The organism is Mycobacterium sp. WUMAC-067, from assembly GCF_020217485.1.
GTDB lineage: Bacteria > Actinomycetota > Actinomycetes > Mycobacteriales > Mycobacteriaceae > Mycobacterium.
The window spans coordinates 51,613-67,868 of the sequence record NZ_JAEKMI010000020.1 but is presented as its reverse complement, the minus strand read 5'-3'; the positions used below and the strand labels follow the sequence as shown (position 1 = coordinate 67,868).

The window sequence follows — 16,256 nt, the reverse complement described above, 5'->3', positions numbered from 1 at the left end:
CCCCGGCTCGCGAATCATCGCGGCATCCTGCGCCAGACGAACGCGGGGAGCAATCGCATCACGGCGACCGCGGGTCCCAGGGCCCATGGGATCCACACGGTGCGGCGGCCTTTGGCCAGTGCTCGCGCGGTCGCGGCGGCCACCTGCGCGGGCGTGCTGGGCAGCGGCGCGGGCGTCATGCCTTCCGTCATACGCCCGATGACGAATCCCGGGCGGGCGATCAGTAGCCGCACCCCGGTGCCGTGCAGCGCGTCGGCGAGGCCGCTGGCGAAGCCGTCCAGGCCGGCTTTGGCCGAGCCGTAGACGTAGTTGGCGCGCCGTACGCGCGCGCCGGCGATCGAGGAGAACACCACCAGTTGGCCTTTGCCGGCGCTGCGCATGGCGGAGGCCAGGTGAGTGAGCATGCTGACCTGCGCGACGTAGTCGGTATGCACGACGGCGACCGCGTGAGCGGCGTCGGTCTCGGCGCGGGTCTGTTCGCCCAGTATTCCGAAGGCCAGCACCGCGGTGCCGATCGGCCCGTAGTCGGCGACGACCGAGGCGACCAGCGGGGCGTGCGAGGCCAGGTCGTCGGCATCGAATTCCCTGGTGTCGACCGCGGCGGCGCCGGCCGCTTTGAGCGCGCTGACCTGGTCAGCGAGCTGATCGGCGCGGCGCGCGGCCAGCACCACCGTCGCCCCGGGGGCCAGGCGTCGCGCCAACTCGACCCCGATTTCGCTGCGTCCGCCCAGGATTAGTACCGGACCCGCGCCCGTGTCGTCCACGGCTGCGATTATTACCTGCGCTAGCGTGAGCGGTGATGGCGAATACCACTACCCGGCTCACCGACGAGGCCCTCGCGTTTCTGTCGGAGCGCCATCTGGCCATGCTGACCACGCTGCGAGCCGACAACTCGCCGCACGTGGTGGCCGTCGGTTTCACCTTCGACCCCAAGACCCACATCGCGCGGGTCATCACCACCGGGGGTTCACAGAAGGCGGTCAACGCCGATCGTGGCGGGCTGGCCGTGCTGAGCCAGGTCGATGGCGCGCGGTGGCTGTCGCTGGAGGGCCGGTCCAAGGTCAACAGCGACGCGGACGCGGTGCGCGACGCCGAGCTGCGCTACGCCCAGCGCTACCGCACGCCGCGCCCCAACCCGCGGCGCGTCGTCATCGAGGTTCAGGTGGAGCGGGTGCTGGGTTCGTCGGATCTGTTGGACCGGGGCGCGTAGCGCGCCGATCGAATCTACAGAGTTTCAATTTAGTTACCGACGCTCGAAAAGCGGCTTTCCGTCCGGATCGATCGTCGACGATTCGATTTGGTCGATTGTCGCCGACAGATACAGCGCGAGTTTCTTTAGTTCCGCCGTGGCAGTTATTTTGTCGGCGCTTCCGATCGCTACCGTCGAGCCGTCGGGAGCGATTAGAGCAAAGCGCTCGACACCTTCGTATTCGCGCGTTTCAATACTGAAGTTCGAGCATACTTCGTTGGCCGGCATTGGCACGCCCACCCGAGGCAGACTCCGTGCACTGCGGATATATGTACCGAACCTTCCGAACAGGTACTTCTCAATCACATCGAGGGATGGAGCGGCTAAAACAAAGCCCTCAGATTCCATTCGATCGGAATCAGTAATGACTAACCAGCCGTCTTGCTTTCTTCCAATGAAGAGCCGATTCTCGCCTAGAGCCGACCAAAATACAGGCCGCCCGTCAGGTGTATTCGAACCAGATGTGAGTGCGTAATCAGCCAATTTGGCCCATTGCTCAAGGCGTTGGGAGGCTTCGATACCGCCCATCATCTCAACACATCGAATTTCATGAACGCGGCCATCTCGAGCACCCGACTTGTAGCGCTTTCACTCGGTATTCTTAATATCGCTCCAAAGCCCAAACAGCGGCTTGCCGTCGGCCGAGAGGTAGGAGTTTTTGATTGCATCGACAGATGCGTCAAGATAGTGCGACAGTTCCACTAGCCTATCGACTGCCGCAATAGCCACTGCCCTTCCATCATGATCGATGAGAGCACGCCGCTCTCGGCCGGCGAAATTTACCTTGCTAATGTCATATCCCGGCCGCAATTCGTCGCGCTCAAACGGCGCCCTGATAGACGGTAGTTCGTCACCCCGGACTACAGAACCCAGTTCGCCGTATAAGTATTTTTCTATAACTTGCATCGATTCTGCTGCCAGGTCATACGTCTCGGGTCCCATGCGGTCAGACGAAGTGACGACGTACCAATCATCGACCAAACCGATAAAGTTTCGAACCTCACCACCCTTATTCCAAATGATGGTCCGGTTATCGTTAGTTTGCGACCCTTGTATCAAGTCCAAGTCGGCGAGGCGCAACCAGGCTTGTAAGTCTGGAGTTAGATCCACACTTGTCGTCACTTTCGCAATACCCCTTTCCTAATCAGATCTGCGACGCGACGCACTGCACCCTCGTCATCGAATACTCGCACCTGTATCGAGCCGCCCGGTTGACCTACGCCAGGGCCGACCTCCGACACTTCGATGGTCCAGCCATCTGGTAACTCGCCGAAGGTATACGCGTTGTACGGGTCACGACGGGAACTGACGTGAAGGGCCCGCTCTTCCCATGAAGCTGGTTGGCCATCCTCCACCACCGCCAAATACTTGCCATCTGTCTTGCCGATGCGATCAAGTAAAGGTCCGTAGTCTCGTAGATAGGATTCAGCGTTCGCGTAGGCGACTCGCGTCCCCGGTAAAGCACCGTCGTTAAGCGGAAAATTGAACCAGGACTCGCCGTTATCCCCCACTTTGTTGAAGCGCTCTGCATATTGCTCTTTGGTGTAAGGATGCCCTTCGGGATCGCGACCGAATGGCGCTTCGGGATCACGAATCAGCTTGGCAACATCGCCGTCGATCTTGGAAGCGTCGACTGGATCGTCGGTGAAATCCCAATGATTGTCCAGCGGCTCGCCATAGTGGGGGTCAAGTTCCTCGTCTGGCAACCGATGCCATCCGTCGCCAGACGACTCGTGCGAATGGACTGGATCCTGGCGTTCGCCGCCGGAGGAGTCGCCATGACCGTGTCCCGACGGGTCGTCACCGTTCGGGACCTTGCCGTCCGGCCGATCGCCCGATGGACCCCCATTGCCATCGCCATGTCCACTGGCATCGCCGCCGCGTGGCTCTCCCGGCGTGTGTCCACCCGGAGGGCCGCCGTCGCCAGGCCCATGCGCGCCACCGCCGCTCGGCGTTGGTAGTTCTGCCGGGCGGCCGCCTGGAGCCTCGAAATGGGGCGCCGCCGATGAAGGCGACGGCGCCGGCGAGTGGGCGGAGACAGCTGCGGCATCTCCGGAAGATCCGCTGGGCGACACCGGAACCTGTGCTGGCGAATGCTCGAGCAGTTGCGGAGTCGCCGACGGCAGCCCGTCGCCAGCAGCCTGCACAGACGGAAGGCGTGAACCGACGGCGGGCGCCGAGGCTGGTTCATGCGGGCCACCCGGGGGTTTCGCGACTGGATCATGGGCGCCGCCGGCAGGCACGGATACCGGCTCACGCGGCTCCTCCGCCGGCACCGACGCGGGTTCGTGCGGGCGGCCGGATGGTGTGGACACCAGATCGTGCGGGCCGCCCGGAGCGGTCGGCGCAGCCGGAGGAGCGGGCTCGGTCGCCGGTTCGTGCGGACCAGAACCACCCGGCGGAGGAGTAGGAGCCGGCCCAGGTGCCGGGTCATGCAGGCCCCCAGAACCACCGGGCGACGCCGCCGGGGCGGGTGCCGAACTGGGGTCATGCGGACTGCCATTGGGGCTGCCCGCGGGAGACGGCGAATCGCCAGCCGGGCCAGCCGAACCCGGGGAGGTTGGCGCGGGCGTTGACCCTTGAGGCGCAGCCGGTGCGCCATCGGCGGGCCGCGGCGCCGATTCGACCGGCGGCTCAATCGGCTTGCCGGGCAATGCCACCGGAGCGCCACTCGCAGGAGGCTCAACCTTCGGCAGGTCCTTCGTGACTCCTTCAAGGTTTTTGGTCAGGTCGCTGCCCGTTTTTGTGATGTCGGTCAGGGCTCCCCGCGCGCTGGTGATCCCGCCAAGCGCTTCGGACCCTTTTCCGCTGACACGCCCGGCGGCGCCGGCGGCCTCCGCCTCCGCTTCGGCGCCGCGTGCCGCCGCACCCGCACCGTCGGCCGCCGCGCCCGCCTCACCAAAACCGGGCGCGATCAGCGCGGCGACGTCGAACACGTTTTCACCGGCGGCCAATCCCGGCCGGTCGCCGGTCCAATCCTCGGCATGCACCAGGCCTTTCAGCTCCTGCTGCCGCGTTTCCGCGAACTCCTCGGGATTGAGGGCAGCGTTGAACAAACTCCCTTTCCACGCGTTCTTCGCCAGCCCGGTCCAGGTGGCGCCCGCACCCTGAGGGTCGACGGCGAGCCAATGCGGGCTCAGGTCGACGAGGCCTAACCCCATGCCGACCGCGCCTTTGAGAACACCCTCATGGGCGTTGATATAGGTATCGAATACGGTCGCCACCGGATTGCCGACGTCCTCACCCAAGAACTGGACGAGACCCCGCCGCGCGTACTTCTCGCACGTGACGACTTGGCGATCGGCCGCTTGCATGAGCAACCTGATCCCCTGTTCGCAGGCCCGCGCTTCCTGTCCGAGATGATGGAGTACGTCGTTGATGTCCTTGGCGATCTTTTTGATCTCGTCCCACGCGTCGCCGTCGATCATCAGCATGATGTCGTGACCGAGGTCGCCCAAAGATCCGATCCGGTGCAGCAGGTCCCGGATCGCATGCTGGGCATGGTCGACCCGGTCGGCAAACTTATCGATGGTGGTCGCGAGCTTGCCGCACTGCTCTCCGATAGACGCTGCCGCAGAACCTATTTCGTTCAGAGCGTTATCGATCTGTTCGCCTTCAGGAATGTGTTGGCTATCGAACAGCGCCTTCGCCCCGTTGAGAGTTCCCTGAACCCCTTGGGCCGCCCCAGCGAAGCCACGCCAACGCGAGGCGGCACCACGCAAGCCCGCCACATCACCGTCGAGCCATAACTCGAGGACGAGCGACTGCACGACCGCCCACAGCAGCGGTGGCGGCTCGCCGGGCCCCATCGTTCCCGGAGCTTTGGGCGCCGCGAGCTCGGCCGGCGGAGACGGCGACTGCAATACGCCGCCACCGCCGCCCAGCGTCGAAGCCGCATCGACACTCGAGTAGTTCGCCGCCCCCTGCTGGATGACGGCCCCGCATTGCCGGCACGCGTTGACGGCCGCCGCCACCGCCTTCAGCAGCGATTCCGCCGTGTCTTGATACGCCAAGCCGAATACCTCGCCGGCGCGGTCCACACCGGTGTGGGCCGAGAAACCAGCGGTAAGGATGCTCAGACTTGCGGCAAGGCCATCACCGGCGGCAACCACGGCGCTGCCCGCGGCATACAACGCCTCCGGATCAACTGCCAAGGGAGCCACAGGCGAAATTTTCGCTCAGGCCCGCCCGTCGTCGCTACTCACCCAATGCTCGCTGCCGCCAAGCTAGCCGCGCCACCCGGGCGCCACAACTCACTCATCCCCAGCGTCAGCCGACCGGAACGACGATCAGTTCGTGCGGCCGGTTGTTGACGGCCAGGGCGCCGTCCTCGGTCACGACGACGATGTCCTCGATGCGCGCGCCCCAGCGGCCCGGGAAATAGATGCCCGGCTCGATGGAAAACGCCATGCCCGCGGTCAACGGCAGGTCGTTTCCGGCGACGATGTAGGGCTCTTCGTGCACCGACAAGCCGATACCGTGCCCGGTGCGGTGCACGAAATACTCGGCGAGGCCTTCGGCGGCCAGCACATCGCGGGCCGCCGCGTCGACCTGTTCGGCCGTCACGCCCGGACGGACCGACTCATAAGCTGCGCGCTGGGCGCGCTGCAGCACCGAATATTGTTGAGCTACTTCCGGATTCGGCTCACCGAGGCTGTACGTGCGCGTCGAGTCGGAGTTGTAACCGGGTTCATAGGCGCCGCCGATGTCGACGACGACGATGTCGCCGGCCTGCAGTTCGCGATCCGAATATCCGTGGTGCGGGTCGGCACCGTGCGGCCCCGATCCGACGATGATGAACGCCACCTCCGAATGCCCTTCGGCCACAATGGCGTCCGCGATGTCGGCGGCGACGTCGGCCTCGGTGCGGCCGGGCACCAGAAACTCGGGCACCCGGGCGTGGACCCGATCGATGGCCGCTCCGGCTTTGCGCAACGCGTCGACTTCGCACTCCTCCTTGACCATTCGCAGCGTGCGCAGCACATCGGTGGCCAGAACCGGCAGCACGCCGAGCACATCGGCCAGCGGCAGAAGATGCAGCGCCGGCATGGAATCGGTCACTGCGGTCGCGGCGGGGGCAGCGCCCAGCGCGGCGCACACCAAGTCGTAGGGATTGTCACCGTCGACCCAATCGCGCACAGCCAGCCCGAGTTCGGCGATGGCCGACCCTTTGAGCGAGGCCAGCTCCAGCCGCGGCACCACCACCGTGGGGTCACCGGACGCGGGCAACACCAGCGCGGTGAACCGCTCCATGGTCTGGGCGCGCGACCCGACGAGGTAGCGCAGGTCATACCCGGGTGTGATGACCAGCCCGGCCAGACCCGCGTCGGCGGCCGCGGCGGCGGCCGCGCCCAGTCGGCGGGCATACACAGCTGCGTCGAAGCGGTGTGACTCCATGGCAGCCAGGCTAACCCGCCCGCCGAACGTCGACTCGTTGCGCCGATTTCGCCCGTGGGTCGACAGCGAGTCGACGTTCGGCGGCGGGAGACCGCGGGCGGCGTGAGACCATAGCGGGCATGCCAGGACCACTAGTGCTGCTCGATGGCGCCAGCATGTGGTTCCGTTCGTATTTCGGCGTGCCGTCGTCGATCACCGCCCCAGACGGCCGGCCCGTCAACGCCGTTCGCGGATTCATCGATTCCGTCGCATTTGTGATCACCCAGCAGCGCCCCAGCCGGCTGGTGGTCTGCCTCGACCTAGATTGGCGGCCGCAGTTCCGGGTCGACCTCGTGCCGTCCTACAAGGCCCACCGCGTGGCCGAGCCCGAGCCGCCGGGCGAACCGGACGTCGAGGAGGTTCCCGACGACCTGACACCCCAGATCGACATGATCGCCGAACTGCTTGACGCCTTCGGGATCCCCACGGCGGGCGCGGAGGGCTTTGAGGCCGACGACGTGCTGGGCACGCTGGCCGCGCGGGAACGCGACGACCCGGTCGTCGTGGTGAGCGGCGACCGCGACCTGATGCAGGTGGTGGCGGACGATCCCGTTCCGGTGCGGGTGCTCTACCTCGGTCGCGGGCTGAGCAAAGCCACGCTGCTCGGGCCCGCCGAGGTGGCCGAACACTATGGTGTGCCGGTCGAGCGTGCCGGGCCCGCCTACGCCGAACTCGCGCTGCTGCGCGGCGACCCGTCCGACGGCTTGCCGGGCGTTCCGGGCGTCGGTGAGAAGACGGCGGCGGCGCTGCTCGCCCAGCACGGGTCGCTGGAACAGATCCTGGCCGCCGCCCACGACCCGAAGTCGAAGATGCCCAAGGGTCTGCGGGCGAAACTGCTGGGCGCGCTGGACTACATCGAGGCGGCCGGCCACGTGGTGCGGGTGGCCACCGACGCGCCCGTCACCTTCTCGACCGCCAGCGACAAACTTCCGCTGGTCGCCGCCGATCCCCGCCGAACCGCCACGCTGGCGACCGAACTGGGTGTCGGCTCGTCGATCGCGCGCTTGCAGAAAGCGCTGGACGCCCTGCCGACGTAACTACTGCGGGCGGCCGACCTCGTAGGTGCCCTTGTTGTCCTGGAAGGTCACCGTGACGTGCTTCGGGGCGCCGTCGATGCTGACGTCGCAGTCGAACGTGGCGCCCTTCTTGACGGTCGGGTCTTGGCCGTGGTTGCACTTGACGTCTTTGACGTTCTTGGCGCCGTAGCCGTTGGTCTCGTCGCTGAGGACCTGCTGGACCCCGGCCTGCGCCTTGCTGACGTCCAGCTTGGTGGTGACGAAGAAGCCCGGCTGCCAGAAGCCCAGCACCAGCACGACGACGACGAGCAGCAACGCGATCCCGCCGCCCACACCGGCGATCAGCCCGACCGGTCGCTTCTTGCCGGGCTGCTCATATGGCGGGTACTGCTGCGGGTACTGGCCCGGCTGGCCGTACTGACCCGGCTGGCCGTATTGACCGTATTGGCCCGGCTGCGGGTACTGGCCCGGCTGCGGGTACTGGCCGGGCTGCGGGTACTGGCCCGGCTGCCCGTACTGACCCGGCTGGCCGTATTGGCCGGGCTGGCCGTACTGCCCGGGCTGGGCGTAGCCCGGCTGCTGGGGGTACTGCTGGGGATAGGCCTGTTCGGCCGGCTGCTGGTACTGCGGGTAGTCGGCGGGCGGCGTGTAGGCGGGGGCCTGCCACGAGGCTTCCTGGGTCGACTGATCCTGCCAACTCGGCGCCACCTGGGTCGGGTCCGACGAGTGGTCGCTGCCTTGACCTTGGCCAGGCGGTTGCCACTGCTGGTCCGATCCCTGCGGTCCGCTCATCTTTCTCCTCAGCCCCTTGTGTCTCGGCATGAACTATCGGCGTTTAACGGTAGCTCCGGCCTAGCCTACCCGGCGTCAACTGCGACGACGCCGCGCCGAATGTCGTTGATGGCCCGCTTCGCGGTGGTCCGGACCTCGGCGTCCGGGGCGGCGTTGCGCACCTGATCCAGCAGGTCGAGCGCCTGCCGGCACCACCGCACGAAATCGCCCGCCAACAGCGGCGAGCCGGTGCCCGCCGGGTCGGCCGCCGCCAGCGCGGCGGCCAGATCGCCCGTCCGGGCCCAACGGTAGATGACGGTGACGAAGCCGTCGTCGGGCTCGCGGCTCGGGGCGATCCGGTGCGACTGCTCGTCGGCGCGCAAGGCCATCGACAGCCTCGACGTCTGCTGCAGCGCCTGCCGCAGTTGCTGGGTGGGGGCATCGGCCGCAAACGCCGCGCCCGGCCCGTCCCCACCTCGGGTCTCGTACAGCACCGACGAGACCACCGCCGCCAGCTCCGCGGGCTTCAAGCCCGACCACGCGCCGGTGCGCAGGCATTCGGCGACCAGCAGGTCGCTTTCGCTGTAGATGCGCGCCAGCAACCGCCCGGCGTCGGTGACGCGGGGATCGCCGTCGCGGCCTTCGATGAAGCCGCGCTCGGTGAGCAGTCCGACGATTCGATCGAAGGTTCGGGCCAGCGAATTCGTCGCTGCCGCAACCTTTTTCTCCAGTTGCGCGTTGTCGCGTTCGATCCGCAGATAGCGCTCGGCCTCGCGGACCTGGGCTTCCAGGCCCGGCGTGTTGTGCGACGGGTGACGGCGCAGCTGTTCGCGCAACTTCGCCAGCTCCGGGTCATGAAACTCGCCGTCGCCGTCCCCACGGCCGCGGCGCCTGGCCGGAGTGGTCAGCTCGGCGGCCGCCGAGCGGAGCGCCGACGCCAGATCGCGGCGGACCCGTGGCTGCCGGTGCTCGACCCGCTTCGGCAGTGGCATCGAACCGACCGGCGCGGACACGCCCGAATAGTCGGCCGAGGAAATCCTTCCCGCCCAGCGGTTTTCGGTGAGCACCAACGGCCGCGGGTCGGAGCTGTCGCGTGCCGATTCCAGCACCACGGCCAGGCCACCGCGCCGGCCGTGGGTGATGTTGATGATGTCACCCCGGCGCAGCGCGGCCAGCGCGTCGCTGGCCGCCTGCCGCCGTTGCAGTCGCGAGGCGCGCGACTGCGCGCGCTCCATCTCGGAGATGCGCGCGCGCATCCGGGCGTACTCGAGGATCGGCGCCTTGGGGCCGCCCAGCCCGGTAGCGATTTCGCCCAGCATCGCGTTGCCCCGCTCGATGCCACGCACCAGCCCGACGACGGAACGGTCGGCCTGATATTGCGCAAATGACTGCTCTAGCAAGCGATGTGCCTGCTCGGGGCCCATCTGCTGCACCAGGTTGATCGTCATGTTGTACGACGGGGCGAACGAACTGCGCAGCGGGAAGGTACGGGTCGAGGCCAGCCCGGCGACCGCGGAGGGTTCGGTGGTTTCTTCGGTGGGATTCCAGAGCACCACCGCGTGGCCCTCGACATCGATGCCGCGCCGCCCGGCGCGCCCCGTCAACTGGGTGTACTCCCCCGGCGTCAGGGCCATATGCTGCTCGCCGTTGAACTTGACGAGCCGCTCGAGCACCACGGTGCGGGCGGGCATGTTGATCCCGAGCGCCAAGGTCTCGGTGGCGAACACGGCCCGCACCAGCCCGGCGGTGAAGAGCTCTTCGACCGTGTGCCGGAACGCCGGCAACATGCCGGCGTGGTGTGCGGCCAGACCCCGCAGCAGTCCCTCCCGCCACTCGTAGTAGCCGAGCACGGCCAGGTCGGCGTCGGCGAGATCGCCGCAGCGGTGCTCGATCACCTCGGCGATCTGCGCGCGCTCCTCCTGAGTGGTCAGCTGCAAGGGCGAACGCAGGCATTGCTGGACGGCGGCGTCACAGCCCGCCCGCGAGAACACGAACGTGATCGCCGGCAGCAGCCCCTCGGAATCCAGGGTCGCGATCACGTCCGGGCGCCCCGGTGTGCGGTAGAAGCGGGGCCGCGACGGCCGTCCCGCGCCTCCCCTTCCCGCCTGCCGGCGGGGACCACGCCAGTCGGTCATGCGGTCCGCCTCGCGGCGGTGCGCAATGTGGCGCAGCAGTTCGGGATTGACCCGCGGTTGACGCTCCGCGGCCGGTTTCTCGTTGTCGTAATCGAACAGATCCAGCAGCCGCTTGCCCACCAGCACGTGTTGCCAGAGCGGCACCGGCCGGTGCTCGTCGACCACGACCGTCGTATCGCCGCGCACGGTCTGGATCCAGCCACCGAACTCCTCGGCGTTGCTCACCGTCGCCGACAGGCTGACCACGCGGACCTCGTCGGGCAGGTGCAGGATCACCTCTTCCCACACCGGGCCCCGCATCCGGTCGGCCAGGAAATGCACTTCGTCCATCACCACGTGTGAAAGTCCCTGCAGCGCAGGCGAATCCGCGTAGAGCATGTTGCGCAGCACTTCGGTCGTCATGACGACGACGGGCGCGTCGGCGTTGACCGACATGTCCCCGGTGAGCAGGCCGATGCGGTCGCGGCCGTAGCGCGCGGTCAGGTCGGTGTGCTTCTGGTTGCTCAGCGCTTTGAGCGGCGTGGTGTAGAAGCACTTGCCGCCGGCCGCCAGCGCCAGGTGCACCGCGAATTCGCCGACCACCGTCTTGCCGGCCCCGGTCGGCGCGCAGACCAGCACGCCGTGGCCGCGTTCGAGCGCCGCACACGCCCGATGCTGAAAGCCGTCGAGCGCGAAGGGCAGTTCCGCGGCGAAGCGGGTGAGCTCGACCAGCTCCGCGACCTCACGGGGCGCCGACGGTTCAGGTGACATCGTCGTGTTGCCCGGCGGTGACCGACGGCTCCGGTATCGCGGTGGGCCGATCGATGACCGACGCTTCGTCGTCCGGGATCTCCGCCTGGGCTTCGCGTTTGGCCTTGCGCTTGTCGTGGATGCGGGCGATCTGGATGGCGAACTCGAGGAGCACGGACAGCGCCAGTCCGAGCGCGGTCATCGAAAACGGGTCGGAGCCGGGCGTGAATATTGCCGCGAACACGAACATCGCGAAGATCAGACCGCGCCGCCACGACTTGAGCCGTTGGTAGGTCAGCAGTCCGACCGTGTTGAGCATGACGATCAGCAGCGGGAATTCGAAGCTGACGCCGAACACCACCAGCAGATTGATCAGGAACCCGAAGTAGCGGTCGCCGGACAGGGCGGTCACCTGCACGTCGCTGCCGACCGTCAGCAGGAACCCCAGCGCCTTGGACAGCACGAAGTAGGCCAGCGCCCCACCCGCGGCGAACAGCACCACCGCCGGGACCACGAACGCGACGGCGAAACGGCGCTCCTTCTGGTAGAGCCCGGGGGTGATGAACGCCCACAGCTGGTAAAACCACACCGGGCAGGCCAGCACCACCCCGGCCGTCAGCCCCACCTTGAGCCGCAGCATGAACTGGTCGAACGGCGCGGTGGCCAGCAGCCGGCATTGCCCGTCGGCGCTGATGTCCGCGCGCGCCGACTGCGGCAGCGAACAGTAGGGATGACGCAACCATTCGCCGAGGCTTTCCAGCCCGAAGATCGGATGCGAGTACCAGATGAACCCGAAAATTGTGGTCAGCACGATCGCGGCCAGGGAGATGAGCAGCCGTGTGCGCAGTTCGGTGAGGTGGTCGACCAGCGACATGGTCGCGTCCGGGTTGGTGCGACTGCGTCTGTTGCGCGGGTTGAGGCGCTTCAGCAGGCCGGATGTGCGCGCTGAAACCTTGAATGCTTTCACGATGCTCGTCTAGGGCTCGGTGAGGGGCGCTCGGGCACCGCGACGATGACGGCGGCTACGCCGGGCGTGCTTCGCTGTGCCCCTGCTCGCTGGGCTTCGGGGCGTCGACCCGCTGCGATTGCACGGGGGTGGGATTCGCCGCAGCGGCGTCGCCTTGGGTCCCCAGAGCCGACGTCTCCGGCTTGTTCTCGCTCTGCATTTCCCGGATCTCGGACTTGAAGATCCGCATCGACTTACCCAACGAACGCGCCGCATCGGGGAGCTTCTTGGCACCGAACAGCAAGATCACCACGACCGCAAGGATCGCCCAGTGCCACGGACTGAGACTGCCCACTTTGATTACCTCCAGACGTTGACCCGATGCTACCGCAGTAGCGCTACGTGGCGGTGGGCCCGCGCCGCGCCGCCCGGGCCACATTGCCTGGACTTTTATGAGCTCAGGGCGTCGTAGGCCGTCACGGCGGCCGCCGCGGCATCCCGGACTCGCTGCGCCAGCGACTCCGGTTCCAGCACCTGCACGGCGGGCCCCAGGCCCAGCACCAGCCGCGTCATCCAATCCTCGGAGGCGTAGGTCATCACGGCCTCGCAGGATCCGTCGGGCAACTCGCGCACGTCGCGCATCGGGTAGTACTCGAACATCCAGGACGCCGCGGGGGCCACCCGTAGCTTGGCGAACGGAAGCGAGGGATCGCCGTCGAACAGCGAGGTGTCGGGTGGCGCGTGCAGCACCGGCTCGGGCGGCGCGGCGGGCTCGTCGAGTTCGCTGGCCTCCACGATCCGGTCGAAGCGGAACAGCCGGACCCCTTCGGCGTCCCGCGACCAGGCCTCCAGGTAGCTGTGGCCGCCGATCAGCAGCACCCGGATGGGGTCGACGACCCGGCTGGTGAGGGTGTCGTGCGAGGCGGAGTAGTAATCGATGGCCAGCGCGTGTTTGGACTGCACGGCCGCGCGCACCGCGGCGGCGGCCCGGCTTTCGACGGGTGCGGGCTCGTCGACGGCGGTCGCCGCGTGGGTGGCCTCGTGGCCGAGCGCCCCGGCGGCATCCTCGATCTTGGCGATCGCGCTGCGCGCGGCTTCGGGGTCGACGACGCCGGGTATGTCGGCCAGCGCCCGCAGCGCCACCAGCAGGCCGGTGGCCTCCGGCGAGGTGAGCTTGAGCGGCCGATCGATGCCCGCGGAGAACGTCACCTCGATGGTGTCCCCGGAGAACTGGAAATCGATGAGGTCACCCGGGAAGTAGCCGGGAAGGCCGCACATCCAGAGCTGGTTGAGGTCCTCCTCCAGCTGCTTGGCCGATACCCCGAGGTCGGCGGCGGCCTTGGCCCGGGTGACCCGCGGGTTGGCCTGAAAGTACGGGACCATGTTCAGCAGCCGGACCAGGCGGGCGGAGATGGGGGTCATGCGGACACGCCCGCATGCGCCCGCAACCGGGCCAGCACCTCGTCGCGCAGCGATTGCGGCTCGAGCACCAGGGCGTCGGCGCCGTAGCCGGCGATGTCACGGGCCAGCTGGTCGGTGGATCGGATGTCGAGTTCGATCACCTCGCCGTCGCGCTCACCGAGTCGCCGTTCGCCGACGGGCCTGCCGGCCCGGCGCAGCGCGGTGGCCCGCCCGCCGGCCACCCATACCCGGGCCAGCCCGCCGGCCGGCGCCGCGGAAATGTCCGTGACCGTCTGGGCCACGATCCTGCGCAGGTCGATGCCCTCCGGCACGGTGACCGCGCCCGTCGGGCCGACCAGCGTGACGTCGGGGCCGATCCGGGAGAGCCGGAAGGTGCGGGTGGCGTCGCGGTCGCGGTCGTGGCCAACCAGATACCACCGGCCCTTCTCGGTGACGACGCCCCAGGGCTCGACGGTGCGGGTGGCGTAGGGCTCGGCCCGCGACGACCGGTGCGGAAACTGGACGACCTGCCGGGAGCCGATGGCGGACAACAGGATTCCGAGAACGTCCTCCGAGCCACGCAGGCCCGGCACCCCGGCCGGCGACGCGATGGCGACCGGCGCGTCCGGATCGACGTCGACGCCGGCCGCGCGCAGCTTGAGGAGCGCGCCCTGGGTGGCGGTGATGAGTTCGGGCGACTCCCACAGCTGGGTCGCGACGGCCACCGCGGCCGCCTCGTCCGGGGTGAGGTCGACCGGCGCGAGCGAATAGGCGTCGCGGTTGATTCGGTAGCCCTCGGTGGGGTCCCAGGCCGACACCCTGCCGACCTCGAGCGGGATGCCGAGGTCGCGCAGCTCGTTCTTGTCGCGCTCGAACATGCGGGAGAACGCCTCGGCGCTGGCGTTGTCCGAATAACCCGCCACGCTCGACCTGATCTTTTCCGCCGTGATGTACCCGCGGGTGGACAGCAGGGCGATGACCAGGTTCACCAGCCGTTCGACTTTTGACGTCGCCATTGGCACCAGATTATTCGATGGTCGCCGCCCGGCGCTTCCAGCCGCGCACCGCGTCGCGCAATTTCGCAGGAGCCGCGTCAGTCCGTGGCAGACGGTGCGCCGACGGCGGCTACATGCTGGCGATCAGCCGCTTGACCCGCTCGTCGACCGCACGGAAGGGGTCTTTGCACAGCACGGTCCGCTGCGCCTGATCGTTGAGCTTGAGATGCACCCAGTCGACGGTGAAGTCGCGGCCGGCCGCCTGGGCGGCGCTGATGAACTCGCCGCGCAGCCGCGCCCGGGTGGTCTGCGGCGGATTGTCGACCGCCTCGGCGATGTCCTCGTCGGTGGTGACGCGGGCCGCGAGTCCCTTGCGCTGCAGCAGATCGAACACGCCGCGCCCGCGCTTGATGTCGTGGTAGGCCAGGTCCAGCTGGGCGATCTTCGGGTCGGACAGCTCCATGCTGTAGCGGTCCTGGTAGCGCTGGAACAGCTTGCGCTTGATCACCCAGTCGATCTCGGTGTCCACCTTGGCGAAGTCCTGGCTCTCGACAGCGTCGAGCTGGCGGCCCCACAGGTCGACGATCTGCTCGATCTGGGCGTTGGGTTCGCGGGTCTGCAGGTGTTCGACCGCGCGGCTGTAGTACTCGCGCTGGATGTCCAGCGCGCTGGCCTGACGCCCGCCCGCCAGCCGCACCGGCCGCCGGCCGGTGACGTCGTGGCTGACCTCGCGGATGGCGCGGATGGGGTTGTCCAGCGAGAAGTCCCGGAACGGCACGCCGGCTTCGATCATCTCCAGCACCAGCGCGGCAGTGCCCACCTTGAGCATGGTGGTGGTCTCGCACATGTTGGAGTCGCCGACGATCACGTGCAGCCGCCGATACTTCTCGGCGTCGGCGTGCGGCTCGTCGCGGGTGTTGATGATCGGCCGGCTGCGGGTGGTGGCCGAGGAGACGCCCTCCCAAATGTGCTCGGCGCGTTGAGAAAGGCAGAACGTGGCGGCCTTCGGGGTCTGCAGCACCTTGCCGGCGCCGCAGATCAGCTGGCGCGTGACCAGGAACGGCAGCAGCACGTCGGAGATCCGGGAAAACTCGCCGGCCCGCACGATCAGGTAGTTCTCGTGGCACCCGTAGGAATTGCCCGCCGAATCGGTGTTGTTCTTGAACAGGTAGATGTCGCCGCCGATGCCCTCGTCCGCGAGCCGCTGCTCGGCGTCGACGAGCAGGTCTTCGAGCACCCATTCCCCGGCGCGGTCGTGGGTGACCAGCTGCACCAGGCTGTCGCATTCGGCGGTGGCGTACTCGGGGTGGCTGCCCACGTCGAGGTAGAGCCGGGCGCCGTTGCGCAGGAAGACGTTGGAGCTGCGACCCCACGACACGACCCGCCGGAACAAGTACCGGGCCACCTCGTCCGGGCTGAGCCGACGGTGGCCGTGGAATGTGCAGGTGACCCCGAACTCGGTCTCGATGCCCATGATTCGCCGCTGCACGTAATCGAGCGTACTGGTTGTCCGAGCGCGACGGTGGGCAAGCCGCGCCTATCGATCCACGAAGTTTGTCGCACGCCCGTTTCCTGGCC

At 67.7% G+C, this 16,256-nt stretch carries 14 protein-coding genes; 2 read left to right on the top strand and 12 right to left on the bottom strand.

The features are described 5' to 3' along the window. Window positions 1-14: 14 nt before the first annotated feature. Entirely contained in the window at window positions 15-764 is a 750-nt protein-coding gene (locus JF781_RS15855) for an SDR family NAD(P)-dependent oxidoreductase (RefSeq protein ID WP_225326842.1), read from the bottom strand. A 35-nt stretch (window positions 765-799) separates the two neighbouring features. Between JF781_RS15855 and JF781_RS15850 the strand changes: the two genes are divergently transcribed. Continuing rightward, window positions 800-1,210 carry a F420-dependent biliverdin reductase gene (locus tag JF781_RS15850; protein WP_225326843.1) on the top strand — a complete coding sequence of 137 codons (411 nt, stop codon included), beginning with the start codon at window positions 800-802 and terminating at the stop codon, window positions 1,208-1,210. Between the two features lie 33 nt (window positions 1,211-1,243). Here the strand turns inward: JF781_RS15850 and JF781_RS15845 are convergent, their stop codons facing one another. The 4 genes from JF781_RS15845 to JF781_RS15830 all read right to left on the bottom strand — a co-directional run bounded on the left by JF781_RS15845 (window position 1,244) and on the right by JF781_RS15830 (window position 6,646). Then, the gene (locus JF781_RS15845; protein ID WP_225326844.1) at window positions 1,244-1,780 is read right to left on the bottom strand and encodes a TNT antitoxin family protein; all 537 of its coding nucleotides are present in this window, start codon (window positions 1,778-1,780) and stop codon (window positions 1,244-1,246) included. 57 nt (window positions 1,781-1,837) lie between these two features. Then, on the bottom strand, window positions 1,838-2,371 hold the full coding sequence (locus JF781_RS15840; protein ID WP_225326845.1) for a TNT antitoxin family protein: 534 nt from the start codon (window positions 2,369-2,371) through the stop codon (window positions 1,838-1,840). Then, entirely contained in the window at window positions 2,368-5,412 is a 3,045-nt protein-coding gene (locus JF781_RS28450; RefSeq protein ID WP_308011533.1) for a glycohydrolase toxin TNT-related protein, read from the bottom strand. Before JF781_RS28450 ends, JF781_RS15840 begins: the two co-directional genes overlap by 4 nt. Window positions 5,413-5,518: 106 nt before the next feature. After that, window positions 5,519-6,646 (bottom strand): Xaa-Pro peptidase family protein, encoded by a 1,128-nt coding sequence (locus tag JF781_RS15830; RefSeq protein ID WP_225326846.1) that lies wholly within the window; start codon window positions 6,644-6,646, stop codon window positions 5,519-5,521. Window positions 6,647-6,765: 119 nt separating this feature from the next. Between JF781_RS15830 and JF781_RS15825 the strand changes: the two genes are divergently transcribed. After that, entirely contained in the window at window positions 6,766-7,722 is a 957-nt protein-coding gene (locus tag JF781_RS15825) for a 5'-3' exonuclease (RefSeq protein ID WP_225326847.1), read from the top strand. Here JF781_RS15825 and JF781_RS15820 read toward each other — a convergent pair whose 3' ends face one another. The 7 genes from JF781_RS15820 to pafA all read right to left on the bottom strand — a co-directional run bounded on the left by JF781_RS15820 (window position 7,723) and on the right by pafA (window position 16,167). Then, window positions 7,723-8,493 (bottom strand): DUF4333 domain-containing protein, encoded by a 771-nt coding sequence (locus JF781_RS15820; RefSeq protein WP_225326848.1) that lies wholly within the window; start codon window positions 8,491-8,493, stop codon window positions 7,723-7,725. A 65-nt stretch (window positions 8,494-8,558) separates the two neighbouring features. Then, window positions 8,559-11,357: an RNA helicase gene (locus JF781_RS15815; RefSeq protein ID WP_225326849.1), complete on the bottom strand. Its 2,799-nt coding sequence runs from the start codon at window positions 11,355-11,357 to the stop codon at window positions 8,559-8,561. After that, entirely contained in the window at window positions 11,347-12,303 is a 957-nt protein-coding gene (gene tatC, locus JF781_RS15810; RefSeq protein ID WP_225326850.1) for a twin-arginine translocase subunit TatC, read from the bottom strand. The genes JF781_RS15815 and tatC overlap by 11 nt, the downstream gene beginning before the upstream one ends. A 55-nt stretch (window positions 12,304-12,358) precedes the next feature. After that, the gene (gene tatA / locus JF781_RS15805) at window positions 12,359-12,637 is read right to left on the bottom strand and encodes a Sec-independent protein translocase subunit TatA (RefSeq protein ID WP_225326851.1); all 279 of its coding nucleotides are present in this window, start codon (window positions 12,635-12,637) and stop codon (window positions 12,359-12,361) included. Between the two features lie 95 nt (window positions 12,638-12,732). After that, complete coding sequence (locus JF781_RS15800) at window positions 12,733-13,704, bottom strand: YafY family protein (protein ID WP_225326852.1); 972 nt, start codon at window positions 13,702-13,704, stop codon at window positions 12,733-12,735. After that, window positions 13,701-14,699, bottom strand: a complete 999-nt coding sequence (locus tag JF781_RS15795; RefSeq protein WP_225326853.1) for a YafY family protein — start codon at window positions 14,697-14,699, stop codon at window positions 13,701-13,703. Before JF781_RS15795 ends, JF781_RS15800 begins: the two co-directional genes overlap by 4 nt. A gap of 109 nt (window positions 14,700-14,808) precedes the next feature. Next, complete coding sequence (gene pafA / locus JF781_RS15790; RefSeq protein WP_225326854.1) at window positions 14,809-16,167, bottom strand: Pup--protein ligase; 1,359 nt, start codon at window positions 16,165-16,167, stop codon at window positions 14,809-14,811. Between the last annotated feature and the right edge of the window lie 89 nt (window positions 16,168-16,256).

What these genes read in the sequence shown, in the direction of transcription:
- JF781_RS15845 (WP_225326844.1), bottom strand. Translation starts at nt 1,780, where the DNA reads ATGATGGGCGGTATCGAAGCCTCCCAACGCCTTGAGCAATGGGCCAAA.
- JF781_RS15830 (WP_225326846.1), bottom strand. Translation starts at nt 6,646, where the DNA reads ATGGAGTCACACCGCTTCGACGCAGCTGTGTATGCCCGCCGACTGGGC.
- JF781_RS15795 (WP_225326853.1), bottom strand. Translation starts at nt 14,699, where the DNA reads ATGGCGACGTCAAAAGTCGAACGGCTGGTGAACCTGGTCATCGCCCTG.
- JF781_RS15800 (WP_225326852.1), bottom strand. Translation starts at nt 13,704, where the DNA reads ATGACCCCCATCTCCGCCCGCCTGGTCCGGCTGCTGAACATGGTCCCG.
- JF781_RS15825 (WP_225326847.1), top strand. Translation starts at nt 6,766, where the DNA reads ATGCCAGGACCACTAGTGCTGCTCGATGGCGCCAGCATGTGGTTCCGT.
- JF781_RS15820 (WP_225326848.1), bottom strand. Translation starts at nt 8,493, where the DNA reads ATGAGCGGACCGCAGGGATCGGACCAGCAGTGGCAACCGCCTGGCCAA.
- JF781_RS15850 (WP_225326843.1), top strand. Translation starts at nt 800, where the DNA reads ATGGCGAATACCACTACCCGGCTCACCGACGAGGCCCTCGCGTTTCTG.
- JF781_RS15815 (WP_225326849.1), bottom strand. Translation starts at nt 11,357, where the DNA reads ATGTCACCTGAACCGTCGGCGCCCCGTGAGGTCGCGGAGCTGGTCGAG.